The sequence below is a fragment of the Streptococcus constellatus subsp. constellatus genome, from assembly GCF_023167545.1.
Taxonomy (GTDB): Bacteria; Bacillota; Bacilli; order Lactobacillales; family Streptococcaceae; genus Streptococcus; species Streptococcus constellatus.
The window spans coordinates 219,693-234,530 of record NZ_AP014647.1 but is presented as its reverse complement, the minus strand read 5'-3'; the positions used below and the strand labels follow the sequence as shown (position 1 = coordinate 234,530).

Below are 14,838 nucleotides of genomic sequence, written 5' to 3'. Positions count from 1 at the left end.
TTTCTATTCATTAAAGTTAACGATCTTTTCTACCGATTAACGGATCTTGCTAAACGTGACACAGTATGTCGAACACCACGAATAGTATTGCTCAGTGCATAAATATTATCCACTACTGCCAAACCACCATAACCTGCATCCCCAATATGTTGAATATCAACACCACAAATTTTATTACGAAGTGCGATTTGTTTAATTGTTTCAATATCCGACGTCTCTTGGCTAGTGCCAATAGCGCTTAAGACTAAACCTCTTTTACTATGTACTAGATCTACGACAGCTCTCATTTCTTCATCACTGAAAGCAGGAACTGTACCAACCGCTGGCACCAAAATCACATCTGCACCAGCTTCTAATAATTGTTCAGCTATCTGAATGTCTGCAACCGGCTCAGATACCCCTGCACCATGCATTTTCCCAGCTATAATCAAACCTGAAAAATGCTGCTTAGCTAATTTTACTGCATCAATAATTTCTTTATTGCTAACTCCTGTTCCTGGATTACCTGTTAAGCAGACAAAATCAAAGCCTAATTTTTCAATTTGTTCAAAAGAAGCCTGACTAGCTTGCCGACCAGCAGCAATCACTTGCACTTCTTCCAACATATCAACTTCCAAATCAACAGGTTCTAAATTCACTCCAATCGGAGCGCCTACCAAGCGATGCAATTCGTGAACAATTTGCTCTTTTTTACAATCTAAGCCAAATATTTCTGGTTGGAAAACATCTAAGCAATTCAGCAAAATCATATCTGCACCAAAAGCTCTTGCAATCTCAGCATTGGTAATATCTCCGATAAAGGTTTCACGAATGACAACATTTTCGGATAAAACAACTCGCCCTTCACTCGCTTGAATGCTTTGCTTGAGCTCTTGGGCTGTCATATTCAAAATTTCCGAAGGATTTGCACTAATTAATCGTTTCATATTCTCATCTCCCTACTGATTTTCTTCTGCTTTAAAGCGTTTTTCAATAGTAATTACAAATGGAATATAGATTAAAATATCAATCACAATAAGAACAGCTTGTAAAATAGACGCTTTAAAACTTCCCGTTGCCAGTAAGCCACTAATAATCGGAGGAGTTGTCCAACCTGGGTCAGTATATGTTAACGGTACAAGACCACTTGCCATGGATGACCATGCAACGATGAGATTCGCAATCGGTGCCAAAATGAATGGGAACAGAAGCAAGATATTTAAGACAATTGGAACACCAAACATCGTTGGCTCATTGATATTGAACAAACCTGGAACCACTGTAATAGGTGCCAGTGTTTTGATCTGCTTGCTTGATTTTCTCTTTTTCGCCAAATAACCAATCGCTAATACCAAGCCAATAGTTGCGCCGCCACCGCCAATGAAGACAAAATTATCCATAAAGACACTGGTAAAGATATGCGGTAGTTTTTCCCCTGCTTGATAAGCAACTTTATTGGCATCGAGATTCGAAAGCCACAATGGTTTCATAACCGCATTGACAACATTTCCTCCATGAAGTCCAACAAACCAGAATGAACTATTTAAAGCAACTAGAATCATCAAACCAAATAAATTATTACCTAGTAGACCTAGCGGTTTTCCTAAAACAGTTTGAGCTACCGCATGCAAATTTGGTAGTTTTAAACTGGCTAAAAGGGCATAAACCAACAACCAGCCTGTGATAATCACTGCACCTGGAATAATGGCGCTGAAACTTTTTGAAACTGCTGGTGGAACACCATCAGGCATTTTAATTTGGACATTATGATTGATGAACCATTGATAGATATAACCATTTACCAAACCAAGAATGATTGCTACAAAAAGGCCTTGTGAAGCTAAAAATGCTGTGGGAACACCGTTTCCTGTTTTAGTAGCAAGAAATGGTGTCACTGTGATAAAGGCAGCAAGCGAGATAATCCCAGAAGGAATCCCATCCACTTTGTATTGGCGGCTCATATAGTAGGCAATCCCAAAACTGGCTACCAAACCAATCAGACCAAAACTACTATCCACGCCTTTCCATAGATAGGCAGAAACCCCAATTTTTGTCAAATAAGCTTCCCATCCTGGAACAGGAAAACTAGCAATGACCATAAACAAAGAACCAATCAACAGTAATGGTACCGCAAGCGTAATGCCGTCCCGAATTGCTACTAAGCCTTTATTGTTCCCCAACTTAATAGCAATAGGCATTAGTTTTGCTTGTAAAAATTTATCCATCTTTACAATCTCCTTTGATTATAATATATTATTAAATAGCAGACAAAATCAACTTTATCTCGCTTTTTAATTATATTTTAAAACAATTATTCCAAAAAGTCAAGCGCTTTCACTTATATTTGATAATTTTTTATAATCAATATATAATAGATGCAGGGAAGGATGGTAGATAATGAATCAAACGAAAAAACAAGCTGAATTACGAACAATTATTTTAGATAAAATTTACGCCAAGGGGCCAATTTCTCGCATTGATATTTCAAAAGAGACGGGCATTACTCCTGCTACAGTTAGTGCGATTACAGGAAGTTTGATCCAAGAAAAACTGCTGTATGAGCTGGGGGAAGATGAAGAACACACAAAAGTCGGGCGAAAGAAAATCCTCTTGGGTATAAAAAAACAGCACTCTTATTTCATCGGTTGCGAACTATCAGAAAAATATTTTTCTTTTGTGTTGAGTGATAATACAGGAAATGTGATTGATAAAGATAAAGCAACCATCACCTCGGAAAAAATTCTAGCAGAAGGCGCTGATTTATTTTGTCATTTACTTGAACAATTCATTTTTCGGAACAATTCCTATACAATTCAAGCCGTGGGAGTAGCTATCCCTGGACGCTATTTGCACAATGATTTGATTACAACAAACAATCAAACATGGAAACAATTTGATCTAGCGAAGATTAAAAACGAGTTTTCTTTTCCAATTTACTTTTCTAATAATGTCAATTGCATGGCACTAGCAAAGCGCCTTTTTTCTGCTTACCAACTGGATGAGAATTTTATCTATTTTCATTTTGCACGGGGTATGCACTGCTCTTATATGTACAATGGCAAAATCTACGGCAAAAGCAATATTGTCATCGGCGAAATTGGTCATACCGTCGTTTGTCCTGACGGAGAAGTCTGTGGTTGTGGACGCAGAGGCTGTTTACAGACTTATGCTAGTGAAAGCTGGCTGATAAAAAAAGCAAAAATCATCTTTGAAACTGCCGAGTTGACACATTTAAAATCACTTGTCACAGATAAAGAAGAGATCACGATTCAAACTATCCTCACAGCATATAACTTAGGAGACCAAGCTATTCTCAATCTCCTGCATTTGGCATTTAAGTATTTGGCACAATCCCTGCTAAACCTTAGCATGATGATTGATGCAAAGAAAATTTATCTGCACAGTCCCATCTTGACTGATGACAAAGTCATTGCAGCTTTCTATCAAGAAATCTCACAACAACCAAAACTACTCTTCAAAGACTTGCCTGAACTCATTATCGAGCCCTACAATGACTTCACTGGTGCAACAGCTGGCGTTGCGCTTTGTCTGCAAAAAGAATTGCTGAGTGTTTAAGTAAAAAAGAGTTTGGGACAAAAAGATTTCAATTTTTAAAAATCTTAATTATTAAGCCCTTCTAATCTATAATTAAATGCGAAAAGCGAATAAAGCAGAATTCTGATTACCAGAAAACTAGTTTTGTTCGCTTTTTATATTTGAGGTCGGACTTTTGTCCCAGCCTCTTTTTATATTTATAACAAATTATTTCAATCGTACTTATAAAAGATGAAAGGACTAAGCTTTTTGCCCAGTCCTTCTTTTTTATTCTAATGGCAGTTCGTCCCACGCTACTTCATATGTGAAAGTAAGTAGCCATATCCTGCTGCTTCCATTTCTTCTTTTTTGATAAAGCGTAGTGCTGCTGAATTGATACAGTAGCGCAGTCCGCCTTGGTCTTGAGGACCATCTGTGAAGACATGCCCCAAATGCGCATTTCCAGAACGAGAACGTACCTCGATTCGCTCCATACCGTGACTTTTATCTTGATAATACTTAATCACATCTTTGGCAATTGGTCTTGTAAAACTCGGCCAACCACAACCCGAATCAAATTTATCACCGGCAAAGAACAGTGGTTCTCCTGTTGTCACATCTACATAAATGCCTTCTTCAAAAGTTGCAAAATACTCATTTTGGAATGGTCGTTCAGTTGCAGCATGTTGGGTGACCTGATAAGCTTCTTCAGACAATGTTTCCTTTAAAGTTGGCTCACTCGGTTTCACATATTGTTTCGGATCTACTAAAGGTTGGTAAGCGTCATTAACACTGATATGACAATAGCCACTGGGATTTTTCTTGAGGTAATCTTGATGATAGTCCTCTGCCAATACATAATGACGCAGTGCTTCTACTTCTACTGCAATCTCCTGACCACATTGCCGCTCTTGCTCTTTCACGACTTCATTGATGACTGACATATCCGTGTCATTTGTATAATAAATACCTGTGCGGTATTGACGGCCAACATCGTTTCCTTGCTTATCGATAGACAGCGGATCAATCACACGGAAATAGTAGAGCAGAATTTCTCGCAAGCTAACCAGATTTTCATCATAAGTCACATGAACCGTTTCCGCATGGTCTGTCTGCTTAACCAGCTGATAGTTTGTCGTCTCAACCTGCCCATTGGCATAACCGACAGTTGTAGCAGTCACACCTTTGATACGAGAAAAATATTCTTCTAACCCCCAAAAACAGCCTCCTGCTAGATAAATTTCAGACATAAAAACACCTCATTTCTTTGTTCTTATTTTCTCACAAATTCCTAAAATGTTATAAGGATTTGATTAGAACTTTCTTGAGAATGATGTGGCAATGAACTGCCAAATACCACTTGTGGTTAGTCCAGATAGTGCAATTTCCCACGAAAATCTTCTATGCTTTCATAGCCTTTTTCTTCCATAATCGCTTTCAGCTCATTTGTAATGCGCTCAAAAGCCCCTACACCTTCTTTATGCAGCGTTGTTCCAACTTGCACCATACTGGCTCCGCAAAGAATGTGCTCAAAAGCGTCCCGACCTGTCAATACACCGCCCGTACCAATGATTTGAATCGAAGGATTAAGTCGTTGATAAAAAGCATGAACATTAGCAAGTGCAGTTGGTTTGATGTATTCACCACCAATACCACCAAAGCCTTTTTTCGGACGAATGACAACTGTTTCATCGTTAATATACAGCCCGTTACCAATTGAATTAACACAGTTGACAAAACAAAGTGGTAATTTATTGAAAATCGCTGCTGCCTGATCAAAATGCGCAATATCAAAATAAGGTGGTAATTTAATCCCCAACGGTTTAGTGAAATAGGCAAATACTTCACTCAAAATTTTTTCCGTCATTTCAAAATCATAGGCAATTTGTGGCTTGCCAGGAACATTGGGACAAGACAGATTAAGCTCGGTCAATCCTTTAAAATCACTGTCTTGTACCTTTTTCAAAAGAATGTGAGTTTCTTCTGGTGACAGCCCCACAAGAGATAAAAAGAATGTTTGATCGGGTTCTATCTTTTGCAAATCTAACAAGTAATCCAGATAGTAATCTAGTCCATGATTTGGTAACCCCATTGAATTGATTGAGCCGAGCGGCACATCTTGGTAGCGAGGTTCAGGATTTCCTACTCTCGCTTGCAAAGTGGCTGTCTTAGTGACAAAGGTTCCTGCAGCAGATTGTTTGACTTTTTCTAACTCCTCTATTGTCATACAAGCTACTCCAGCCGCATTCATCAGGCAATTGTCAAAAGAAAAACCAGCAATTTGTGTTTGAGTTGATACCATGAAATACTCCTTTAGTTTTTTCTATTGTACCACTAAAAGCAGAAATATGACTCTTTGAACAGAATAGAAGAAAAAAATGTTCGGGATAAACAAATAAATTTTTGATACGCAAAATTCTGGCATCAAACTCCGTCGGAATTTTCAGAAAATTCAACTTTTTTCTTTACAGTATAAAATTTTTCTGCTATAATGACACACGTAATAAACGATAATCTACACTGATTTGGACGAAAGTCTCGTTCTGTGATGGAGCTAGGATTGTTGAAAGCTAGAAGAGATAAATCTAACTAATCATATAAAGCAATCTCTATTCGGCTACCTATTTTTTCCATGACCGTTTGAGCATAGTGAATTACGGACATGGATATTAAGAAACATAGTCATGTGAATGCTTTTGTTTTTCACGGTCTTAGTATCTTATTGCAACCGAACTCGGACGAAAGTCTAGCATGTTCAGCGTAATTGAACTCGACCTAAAAACTTCAGAAAAAAGATAAATATTCCTTGAAGCATCGCTTCTTCGTCATATTTCCTATTTTTCTTTTGTTTTTCACGGTCTTAGTATCTTATTTAAGGAGAAGTCTATGACAACTGCTAAAGAATATATCCAAAACACTTTTGAACTGGTGAAAGCTCGCAATGCTCACGAAGCAGAATTTCTGCAAGCAGTGGAAGAATTTTTAAACACACTTGAGCCCGTTTTTGAAAAACATCCTGAATACATCGAAGAAAATATCTTGGCACGCATTACCGAACCAGAACGTGTGATTAGCTTCCGCGTCCCTTGGGTTGATCGCAACGGCAAGGTGCAAGTCAATCGCGGTTACCGCGTTCAATTCAATTCCGCAGTTGGCCCCTATAAAGGCGGACTTCGGTTCCACCCAACAGTCAACCAAGGGATTTTGAAATTCCTCGGTTTTGAACAAATCTTTAAAAATGTCTTGACCGGTCTACCAATCGGCGGTGGTAAAGGTGGAGCTGACTTTGATCCGAAAGGCAAGACGGACGCTGAAGTCATGCGTTTCTGCCAAAGTTTCATGACAGAATTGCAAAAATACATCGGTCCTTCTCTTGATGTCCCTGCTGGTGACATTGGGGTTGGTGGACGCGAGATTGGCTATCTGTATGGTCAATACAAGCGTCTACGTCAGTTTGATGCCGGTGTCTTGACGGGTAAACCACTTAGATTTGGAGGTTCTCTAATCCGTCCAGAAGCAACTGGTTATGGACTTGTTTACTATACACAAGAAATGCTCAAGGCAAACGGTGAAAGTTTTGACGGAAAGACCGTTGTCGTATCCGGTGCTGGTAATGTAGCTCAGTATGCTGTGCAAAAAGCAACTGAACTCGGTGCCAAAGTCATTTCTGTGTCTGATTCAAATGGTTATATCATTGACAAGGACGGAATTGACTTTGATCTTCTGACAGATGTGAAAGTAAAACGCCGTGCTCGTCTGACAGAATACGCTGCCGAAAGAGCAAGTGCCACTTACTACGAAGGCTCTGTCTGGACTTACGAAGGTTCCTTTGACATTGCTCTGCCATGTGCTACTCAAAATGAAATCAACGGTGAGGCAGCAAAACGCTTGGTTGCTCAAGGAGTTCGCTGTGTATCAGAAGGTGCCAATATGCCAAGCAATTTGGATGCTATTGCCGTTTACAAAGAACATAATCTCCTTTATGGTCCTGCTAAAGCCGCCAATGCTGGTGGAGTTGCTGTATCTGCACTCGAAATGAGCCAAAATAGCCTCCGTCTTTCATGGACGCGTGAGGAAGTTGATAGTCGTCTCCAAAACATCATGACAAATATTTTCAACACCGCTAAGACAACCGCTGAAAACTACGATCTTGGTAACGATTATCTAGCCGGAGCAAACATTGCTGCTTTTGAAAATATTGCCAATGCGATGATTGCCCAAGGAATTGTTTAAACGAATACATGACAAAAGGCTGTGGACAGGTTTGTCCACAGCCTTTTACTGTTCTTCTGCTGAAATAAGCAATCAATCGCTATTTCTAAAACTTCACGCTTTTGGTTTCTCCCCACTTGACATTGTCATAAGCGAGAGTATAGGGCTGCTGCGAGCCGTCCTCACCGTCATACATCAGCTTCCATTCCACCTTTTCGCCCGCCGCAAGCTCCTCTTTTATGTTGGCAGTGTCAAAAGTAGCGTCATCCAAGACATAGGATTCTCCCATTTCGTCTTGTAAATCAAAGTCATAGACATTGAGAGGGAGAGATTCGCTAGAGGTATTTTCGATAATGACCTTGGCGGTAATCATTGCTCCTGTTGCTTGCCCTTTCATCCGCTCTTTGGAGTCCACATGAATGTATTGAACAGTGATTTTCATTCCATTTTCAAAACGCACGCTGTCTCCCAGACGGTGATGTTTATAACTATCTTGATAAACTGCAGTTCGAACACCATGCCCTAGAACGGCAAAGTTAAAAATACTTAAACCAGCCACCACGAGGGTCATGAATACAAGCATGACACAGCTAATGATGGTCGTCCAAAACAAAGGCTGCTTATACAGGGGCTGTTTCAAGCGATAGACGTGACCGGCAGGGGTTTTTATTTCATGCGGTACTTGTTCTTCCATAATAATCTCCTTTCTGCTTACGCTGGTGCATAAATCGTTGGCAAATCAATTCCTTCCTTTAATAAAGCGTCATGATACAGTCTGTAAAATTGATGGTAAACGATGCTTTGGCTACCACTTTGGACGGTGATACTAATACGAAAATAAAATTGACCATTTTCGCTAACTTGCGGACCTAAAATCGTCGGTTCCTGCAAAATTTCTACTTGATCGCCCGCATATTCTTGATTGACCTGCTGGATAATCCGAGTGACCTTCTCCAAATCCGTCTGAGCGTATAATGGAATATCAATGAGCGCTCGCATATTACCGCGTGAGAGATTGCTGACGACAGTAATATTGCGATTAGGAACGTAATGCAAAGTGCCATCTGCATCGCGCACTTGTGTCGTCCGAATTCCGACACTCACAACTGTTCCTGCGATTTTAATCGAGCCATTAGTCAGACGAACGCTGTCTCCGACATCCAACTGCCGCTCCAACAAAATAAAGAAACCATTGACTAAATCAGACAAGAAGCCTTGCGCTCCCATCCCGATTGCCACCCCAGCAATCCCAGCTCCTGCTAGTAAACTAGACACCGGCAAGCCTAAAATCGCTAATATCCAATAAATCAAGAGAAAGTAAAGGGTGTAATTCAGCAAATTTTCCATCAAACGAGTGAGGGTCTTTTGCCTCCCTTCGTCTTGACTAGAGAGTTTCAAAGAGGGGGAGATAATCTTTCTTACGAGTACATGTACCAGCTTTTTAGCGAGGTAAAAGAGAGCTAGCAAGAGCAAAAGTGAAACGAGCTTGCTAAAGACATCATCTACCAAATGAGACCAGTTGAGTTTTTCAAAATAACGAGAGAATACATTCTTGTTCGCAAATAGCATAGCTACCTCCTACTTATTTCTATTATACCATATCCGAGTCTTATCGGCGCACGTACTCTGTCGTCAAGGATAATTTATCTGGCTTTCACCTCATCTACGAGTACAAAAAAGTTGGGAAGATCCCAACCTCATTTTTTAATTAGTTCACTTCTACTTTAGGCACTTTCCCCTTGCGGCGGGCAAGGATATCCGCATAATGTTTGCGGCTGTTGTTGAGTACGGAAAGGACATTTTGGTAAAACTCATCGGATTTGACCTGACTTAAAATTTCGACATAGTCTGCCAACTGTTGGTAAGGCGTCGCCACTTCTTTGCGCAATTGTTTGACATCATAGCTCACTTTTTGTAACTTCTCTTGTGAGCGCGAGGCAAAGAGTTGCTCAAAAGCGGCGTGGCTCTCCGTCAGATTGTCGACAAATTTCCCAATCGCCAAAGTCCCCACCTGCTCCTTATAGGGGGCTGTTTTGAGTTTTTCCAGCAAGCTGTCAATGAGGGCTGTTTCTTCCTCGTAGTGCTTGGTGTGTGCACCCTTGTACTGCTCAAAGAGGCGTTTCAAACTTTCATACGCTGACTTTTCCTCTTCACGCTTGGCTGCTCGATAAGGCTTAATCGCATCACGAAGAGCTTGCAAATCCGCGTCACGCAACTCGTCAGCCGCGCTAATCGAAGCTGACTTTTCGCTCGCCCGAATCTGACCCAGCGAAGCCTGATAAGATGGCAGAGCCGCTTTTAGCTTCTTTACCAAAGCAGCTAACACTTCTTCATTTTTGAAGTCTAACCCTTCTTTTTCCACATCATCCAAAAACCGAGTGATAAACTGAACAAACTCGGCTGAGCGGAGATTGCTAATTTTAAGTCCAATGAGCTTTTCTTGCTTCATACATTCCTTCTTTCCTCTTTTACTTGTCACTTAAAGCAACAGTCTCAATGACCTCTCCTTTTTCCGTCAGCGCGGCGGATGACCTCAACTACTTTTCGTTTGCTTCGTCCGCTCGGCGGAAAGTTTCTCTTCCTTTTGGTTTACTCCGTCCGCTCGGCGGACAGCATGAATCAAAAGAAATTTATCTCGTCCGCCGGGCGGACGGTCTGAACTACAAGCCGTTTGCCTTGTCAGCCGCGCGGACGAAGTGAAATTGTCTCGTTTCACCTCATCAGTCAACAAAATTCAGAAAAATCATCTCATTTAGTATAACATGAATGGGAAATTATAGGAAATTTTCTGAAAAAGAATGATTAAAAATCCGAACGATGGAAATGACGAACTTCTTCTGTAAGGATACGATGAAATTCTAATTCCCTTGTTAATTCTAATAACTGTAGCCCTTGAGTAATTAACTGTTCGTCATGCCTACAGATACCCAACCGAACCTGCGAGAAGCCCAATTGATCATAACGTTTCAACTTCCTAGCCAACTCAAATGCACGATTTGTAATACGACAACAATCATTAAAATAATTATTCTACAAATACAACCATATCTAAATATTATCAAAATACTATTACTACTTTTTTACTTCTAATTTTAGGAAAGGATAACTATGAAACCAAGAGATGCTGTCCCAAATAATGGACGAATCAATTTTTAATATTTGATTTATGAAAAGAAATAAATACTTTAAAGAATTGTTTATGTATAACATTCTGGCTTTGATCATTATATTCGTATTAACTAGATTTTTAAAAATTCCATTTAGATGGTGGATTACTATTGCAACTACTTCTTCTGCATACATTGTTTATCGTTGGCTAGATAAAGAGAATCATTAATATCTCTGCCTTAGCAGAGAGGTAGAGGGGCAAATGCCCCTCTATTTTTATCACAAAAAGGAGTCTGAGACAAAATAGTTCTCAGTCACAAAAAAGCTAGAGATTCCCAATTATGGAACTCTAGCTTTTTAAGTTTGAGTCGTTCTCTTATTGTATTTAAGGAGATTATTGGCCATGAGCACTAATCCCATGTCAATTTTCACCTGACGCTTGCCTCTTAGGTTACATCTCTTGTAACCCAAACAAGCCTTTATCTGCCCAAAGACAGGTTCCACATCAATCTTACGTTGATTGAAAATCTGTCTACCTTCGGGAGAGAAAAGCGCTTGGCATTCTTTAGCTTTTAAGTGTTGATAACGTTCGTTGATATATAGTCCCTTTTGAGGGGCTGATTTAGGTTCATCAGCGTAGTAAACCTTGATTTCCTGTTGAAAGTCCGTCTGTGTTTTCTGATGTTTGATATGATGAAAACGATAGCACCAGCCATCAGGATGAGTGTAGCTATCCTCCTTGTCATCATAGTACCAATTCGCTAAGTTTCTAGCCGACTGTTTATACCCTTTCTTCTGTTCCTGATCAAACATGGCATATTTAATCAGATGGTTCACCTCATTTTCATCTAAACGAAGGAGGTTCTCTTCACTTCCATAGCCGGCATCTGCGACAACGGTCTTCAAGTCATGTGGATAAGTTTCAAGGAATGGCAGGAGAGTCTTGGTATCTGTCGGATTTGAGAAGACATCATAATGAAGAACAAATTGATTTTCAGTAGCGATTTGAAGATTGTAAGCAGCCTTGAGTTGACCATTCTTCATGTGGTCTTCTTTCATCCGCATAAAAGTGGCATCTGTATCTGTTTTGGAAAAGCTGTTACGCCCTTCAAATGTCTCTTGGTAGCCTTCATATTTTTCAGCACGTACTGAAAAATCATCCTTGACTTTACGCAGGACTTTCTTGAGTTTCCGACGTTGAGTTTTACGTTCATCCTTTCCTTTAACGGGTGTCTCCTCAATGTCTTGGTTCAGTTTTTCCAATTCTTCTTCGAGGACTTGAGCGAATTCAATCAACTGCTCTGAAGCAATCGGTTCTTCTTCGTCCAGCCTAATGGCCTGATGGATAAGGGGAGTGATTTCTTCTTGAAAATAGACCTGTATCTGTTCTTGAAGTTTGACGGAAAACTTGTCTGTGGCCTTTTTCCACACGAAACTATACTTGTTAGCGTTGGCTTCAATCTTAGTCCCGTCAATAAACAGACAATCTAAGGTCACTAACTCTTCCATTTTTAAACGAAGATTGAGGTCGATGAAAAGATCACGAATGAGCTCTTCCATTCCTTCAGCGACTCGAAAACGATTGATGGTGCGATAGCTGACAACCAACTGTCCTGTTAGGTACTGCATAGCCAGATTTTCAATCATCATTTTTTCGATTTTTCGTCCAGAGAAAATCCCTTGCGAGTAGGCAAATAGTAGAGCGGCTAAAAGCATTTTAGGGTGATAAGACGGGCGACCAAAGTTATGATAGAACGTGTGGAAGTGACGATCCTCCAAGGCATTCACCACTTTTTCAATAGTAAAGACGAGATGGTCTTGTGGCAAGAAAGAACTGATTTCTAGTGGTAAAGTTGTTTGATTTGTGTTATAGTGAATATGCATGGGATAGCCTTTCTAAATGGTTTATTGGGCAATTCTATTTTACCAAGACTATCGTAACCATGCAAAAAGCAACGGCAAATCCGTTGCTTTTTTTGTAGCAAAGGGACTATTGTCCCAGACTCTTTTTGATAGGATCATTAGCTCAATTCCGCTACAATAGCTTTCAACTGATCTTTTGAATGAACACCAACCAGTTTTTTCACTACTTGCCCATCTTTTTTAAAGAGAAGTGTTGGAATAGACATAATCCCAAATTCAGCTGGTGTGGCTGGATTTGCATCCACGTCCATTTTGAAAATCTTCAATTCATCTTCATGCACTTCTTCAGCTAATTTCTCTAAAATCGGTGTTTGCATGCGGCAAGGACCACACCATGCTGCCCAAAAGTCAATGAGGACAAGTCCATCTTTTGTTTTTTCTGCAAAATTTGCATCTGTAATTGCTGTTACCATATTGTTCTCCTCTGACGATGACCGATGCCATCGCTCTATTTCATTTCTTGACAACATTCTACACTAAAAAGAGAAATTTGCAAAATATTTGCTACGGAGCAGATTAGCATTCAATAATTCCAGAAATAGTCTTTTATAAATCAGCAAGTTCTTAAGATTAATCATCGATTGTGACAGAATGTGTTACAGAGCAGAGTTAGTCACTCAAAGAAAAATGATTCGTCATCAAGTTGCTAGCGTCTAAGAGGATTTTATCTAGAAGTTGGTCAGTTGCTTCTTGTACTTTATCACTTATCGTCTGGTTTTCTGCTTCAAAGTCAACTGGATCGCCATTTGCCAAAGATCGGTCAACTCGACCAATCATTTCATGCCCCAGAGCCATGGTTGTTTCTTGGTAATCATCTAAATCTCCCAGATGACTAGAAAAATGAGCATCAGCCAAAGCAGCAATTAAGCGATTGGTCCAGTAGAAGGAATCCGTCGAAACCTTGTCCGTCGTGTTGGCAAAGTAGGCTGGTGTTGTAGAGACTTGGGTAAAGAAAGGCACCGCCGTATTGTAAGGCATAGAACCATAGGACAACCATTGAACGCCTGTCGTTTCTTGCGGTTTATTGGGTCTCAACTGTAAAATCGACGTTTGACTTGTACGGTTGATCCCAATCGTGCGGAAGGTCCGCTGACTGTGAGATGTACCTTCTAAGTCATAAGGATCATAAGGAGAGTCTTGATAATGACCGCTGAGAACATACTTGACATCTTCAATCGTGATTTTACGGTATGGTTTTTGGCACCAAGGAAGGAAAAAGGAGCGTGGGTCTTGCTCAATTTCCGGATTGAGAAAACGCTGAATATCCCAAGCCCGCGGTGTATTGTAATGGCGATCCTTGTCCTTCTGGCTACCAAAAGCATAGCGCGGATTGAAGCCCTCATTCGAGTAATTAAGATTGAGATGATTTTCCTCGATAAAACTTTTAAGATTTGGATGGCAGAGGAAATGCTCTGGGTTATCAAATTCAAAATAATCAAGGCCTAGCTGGTTTGGATTGGTCACATAGGCATCGTCAGGCACGCGTCGTGCCATCCAGTGATGTCCGCCGATTGTCTCCAACCACCAGATTTCGTCCACATCAGAAAAGGCAATCCCGTTTGACTCATAAGTGCCGTATTCTTCAAGAATCTTTCCCAAGCGCAGCACGCCCTCACGCGCCGTTTTGATATAAGGCAACACCAAGGTCAGCATGTCTTCTTCTCCGATACCAGTCGCCACCAAAGGATCGGCTCCCAATACTCGACTATTCGTGGTAATCGTCTCTGTCTCGCTCATGGCTACATTGTAAACATTGATGCCTGCTTCGCCCCAAATCCCGTCCTTAGGAATGGCGTCAGGTACTGCTGTATAGCGGACTGGATTGTCCGGTAAATCTATCTCAAAGGTTGACAGCACAGATTTGTAATGCCGCGGCTGATCTTCTGGGCTAACAACAATAAATTTCTTGGGCGTAAACACACCATTTTGTGAATCTTCTGTACGTGCAACGATAGTTGAACCATCATAACTCGCTTTTTTCCCAACTAAAATCGTCGTACAAGAATCTTGCATACCTTTTTGTCTCATAAATGTTTCCTCTCTTCTATCTTTCTTTTTTTATCCTGAATAGCCTTGCTTTGT

Annotated in this window: 13 protein-coding genes and 1 pseudogene; 3 read left to right on the top strand and 11 right to left on the bottom strand. The window is 40.4% G+C overall.

What is annotated here, in order from left to right:
- Window positions 1–29: 29 nt before the first annotated feature.
- Window positions 30–926 carry a DUF7916 family protein gene (locus SCSC_RS01220; protein WP_006269803.1) on the bottom strand — a complete coding sequence of 299 codons (897 nt, stop codon included), beginning with the start codon at window positions 924–926 and terminating at the stop codon, window positions 30–32.
- 12 nt (window positions 927–938) lie between these two features.
- Entirely contained in the window at window positions 939–2,204 is a 1,266-nt protein-coding gene (locus SCSC_RS01215) for a PTS sugar transporter subunit IIC (RefSeq protein WP_003026394.1), read from the bottom strand.
- Window positions 2,205–2,376: 172 nt separating this feature from the next.
- Here SCSC_RS01215 and SCSC_RS01210 point away from each other — a divergent pair, with 172 nt between their 5' ends.
- On the top strand, window positions 2,377–3,555 hold the full coding sequence (locus tag SCSC_RS01210) for an ROK family transcriptional regulator (RefSeq protein ID WP_006269812.1): 1,179 nt from the start codon (window positions 2,377–2,379) through the stop codon (window positions 3,553–3,555).
- Window positions 3,556–3,827: 272 nt separating this feature from the next.
- On the opposite strand, the gene msrB is transcribed toward SCSC_RS01210, so the two are convergent.
- Window positions 3,828–4,763, bottom strand: a complete 936-nt coding sequence (msrB, locus tag SCSC_RS01205) for a peptide-methionine (R)-S-oxide reductase MsrB (RefSeq protein WP_006270620.1) — start codon at window positions 4,761–4,763, stop codon at window positions 3,828–3,830.
- Window positions 4,764–4,879: 116 nt separating this feature from the next.
- A complete protein-coding gene (locus tag SCSC_RS01200) occupies window positions 4,880–5,815 on the bottom strand; it encodes a dihydroorotate oxidase (RefSeq protein ID WP_006270618.1) in 936 nt (311 codons plus the stop codon).
- A 584-nt stretch (window positions 5,816–6,399) separates the two neighbouring features.
- Here SCSC_RS01200 and gdhA point away from each other — a divergent pair.
- Entirely contained in the window at window positions 6,400–7,746 is a 1,347-nt protein-coding gene (gene gdhA / locus SCSC_RS01195; RefSeq protein WP_006270617.1) for an NADP-specific glutamate dehydrogenase, read from the top strand.
- 85 nt (window positions 7,747–7,831) lie between these two features.
- On the opposite strand, the gene SCSC_RS01190 is transcribed toward gdhA, so the two are convergent.
- From SCSC_RS01190 to SCSC_RS01170, 5 genes are all read right to left on the bottom strand, one after another.
- Window positions 7,832–8,419 carry a DUF4352 domain-containing protein gene (locus tag SCSC_RS01190; protein WP_006270619.1) on the bottom strand — a complete coding sequence of 196 codons (588 nt, stop codon included), beginning with the start codon at window positions 8,417–8,419 and terminating at the stop codon, window positions 7,832–7,834.
- 17 nt (window positions 8,420–8,436) lie between these two features.
- A complete protein-coding gene (locus SCSC_RS01185; RefSeq protein WP_003070923.1) occupies window positions 8,437–9,294 on the bottom strand; it encodes a mechanosensitive ion channel family protein in 858 nt (285 codons plus the stop codon).
- Window positions 9,295–9,433: 139 nt separating this feature from the next.
- Window positions 9,434–10,174, bottom strand: coding sequence for a DUF6261 family protein (locus SCSC_RS01180; RefSeq protein WP_006270616.1), 741 nt, complete (start codon window positions 10,172–10,174; stop codon window positions 9,434–9,436).
- Window positions 10,175–10,527: 353 nt separating this feature from the next.
- Complete coding sequence (locus SCSC_RS01175; protein WP_022524705.1) at window positions 10,528–10,695, bottom strand: hypothetical protein; 168 nt, start codon at window positions 10,693–10,695, stop codon at window positions 10,528–10,530.
- A gap of 495 nt (window positions 10,696–11,190) precedes the next feature.
- Window positions 11,191–12,717 (bottom strand): IS1182 family transposase, encoded by a 1,527-nt coding sequence (locus SCSC_RS01170; protein ID WP_115342905.1) that lies wholly within the window; start codon window positions 12,715–12,717, stop codon window positions 11,191–11,193.
- Here SCSC_RS01170 and SCSC_RS01165 point away from each other — a divergent pair.
- Window positions 12,678–12,877: pseudogene (locus tag SCSC_RS01165) on the top strand (hypothetical protein). The gene SCSC_RS01170 and the pseudogene SCSC_RS01165 sit on opposite strands and share 40 nt — an antisense overlap.
- Here SCSC_RS01165 and trxA read toward each other — a convergent pair.
- On the bottom strand, window positions 12,855–13,226 hold the full coding sequence (trxA, locus tag SCSC_RS01160; protein ID WP_304364684.1) for a thioredoxin: 372 nt from the start codon (window positions 13,224–13,226) through the stop codon (window positions 12,855–12,857). The pseudogene SCSC_RS01165 and the gene trxA sit on opposite strands and share 23 nt — an antisense overlap.
- Window positions 13,227–13,365: 139 nt before the next feature.
- On the bottom strand, window positions 13,366–14,784 hold the full coding sequence (locus SCSC_RS01155; protein ID WP_006270638.1) for a C69 family dipeptidase: 1,419 nt from the start codon (window positions 14,782–14,784) through the stop codon (window positions 13,366–13,368).
- Window positions 14,785–14,838 lie beyond the last annotated feature (54 nt).

What these genes read in the sequence shown, in the direction of transcription:
- SCSC_RS01220 (WP_006269803.1), bottom strand. Translation starts at nt 926, where the DNA reads ATGAAACGATTAATTAGTGCAAATCCTTCGGAAATTTTGAATATGACA.
- SCSC_RS01215 (WP_003026394.1), bottom strand. Translation starts at nt 2,204, where the DNA reads ATGGATAAATTTTTACAAGCAAAACTAATGCCTATTGCTATTAAGTTG.
- SCSC_RS01210 (WP_006269812.1), top strand. Translation starts at nt 2,377, where the DNA reads ATGAATCAAACGAAAAAACAAGCTGAATTACGAACAATTATTTTAGAT.
- msrB (WP_006270620.1), bottom strand. Translation starts at nt 4,763, where the DNA reads ATGTCTGAAATTTATCTAGCAGGAGGCTGTTTTTGGGGGTTAGAAGAA.
- SCSC_RS01200 (WP_006270618.1), bottom strand. Translation starts at nt 5,815, where the DNA reads ATGGTATCAACTCAAACACAAATTGCTGGTTTTTCTTTTGACAATTGC.
- gdhA (WP_006270617.1), top strand. Translation starts at nt 6,400, where the DNA reads ATGACAACTGCTAAAGAATATATCCAAAACACTTTTGAACTGGTGAAA.
- SCSC_RS01190 (WP_006270619.1), bottom strand. Translation starts at nt 8,419, where the DNA reads ATGGAAGAACAAGTACCGCATGAAATAAAAACCCCTGCCGGTCACGTC.
- SCSC_RS01185 (WP_003070923.1), bottom strand. Translation starts at nt 9,294, where the DNA reads ATGCTATTTGCGAACAAGAATGTATTCTCTCGTTATTTTGAAAAACTC.
- SCSC_RS01180 (WP_006270616.1), bottom strand. Translation starts at nt 10,174, where the DNA reads ATGAAGCAAGAAAAGCTCATTGGACTTAAAATTAGCAATCTCCGCTCA.
- SCSC_RS01170 (WP_115342905.1), bottom strand. Translation starts at nt 12,717, where the DNA reads ATGCATATTCACTATAACACAAATCAAACAACTTTACCACTAGAAATC.
- trxA (WP_304364684.1), bottom strand. Translation starts at nt 13,226, where the DNA reads ATGTTGTCAAGAAATGAAATAGAGCGATGGCATCGGTCATCGTCAGAG.
- SCSC_RS01155 (WP_006270638.1), bottom strand. Translation starts at nt 14,784, where the DNA reads ATGAGACAAAAAGGTATGCAAGATTCTTGTACGACGATTTTAGTTGGG.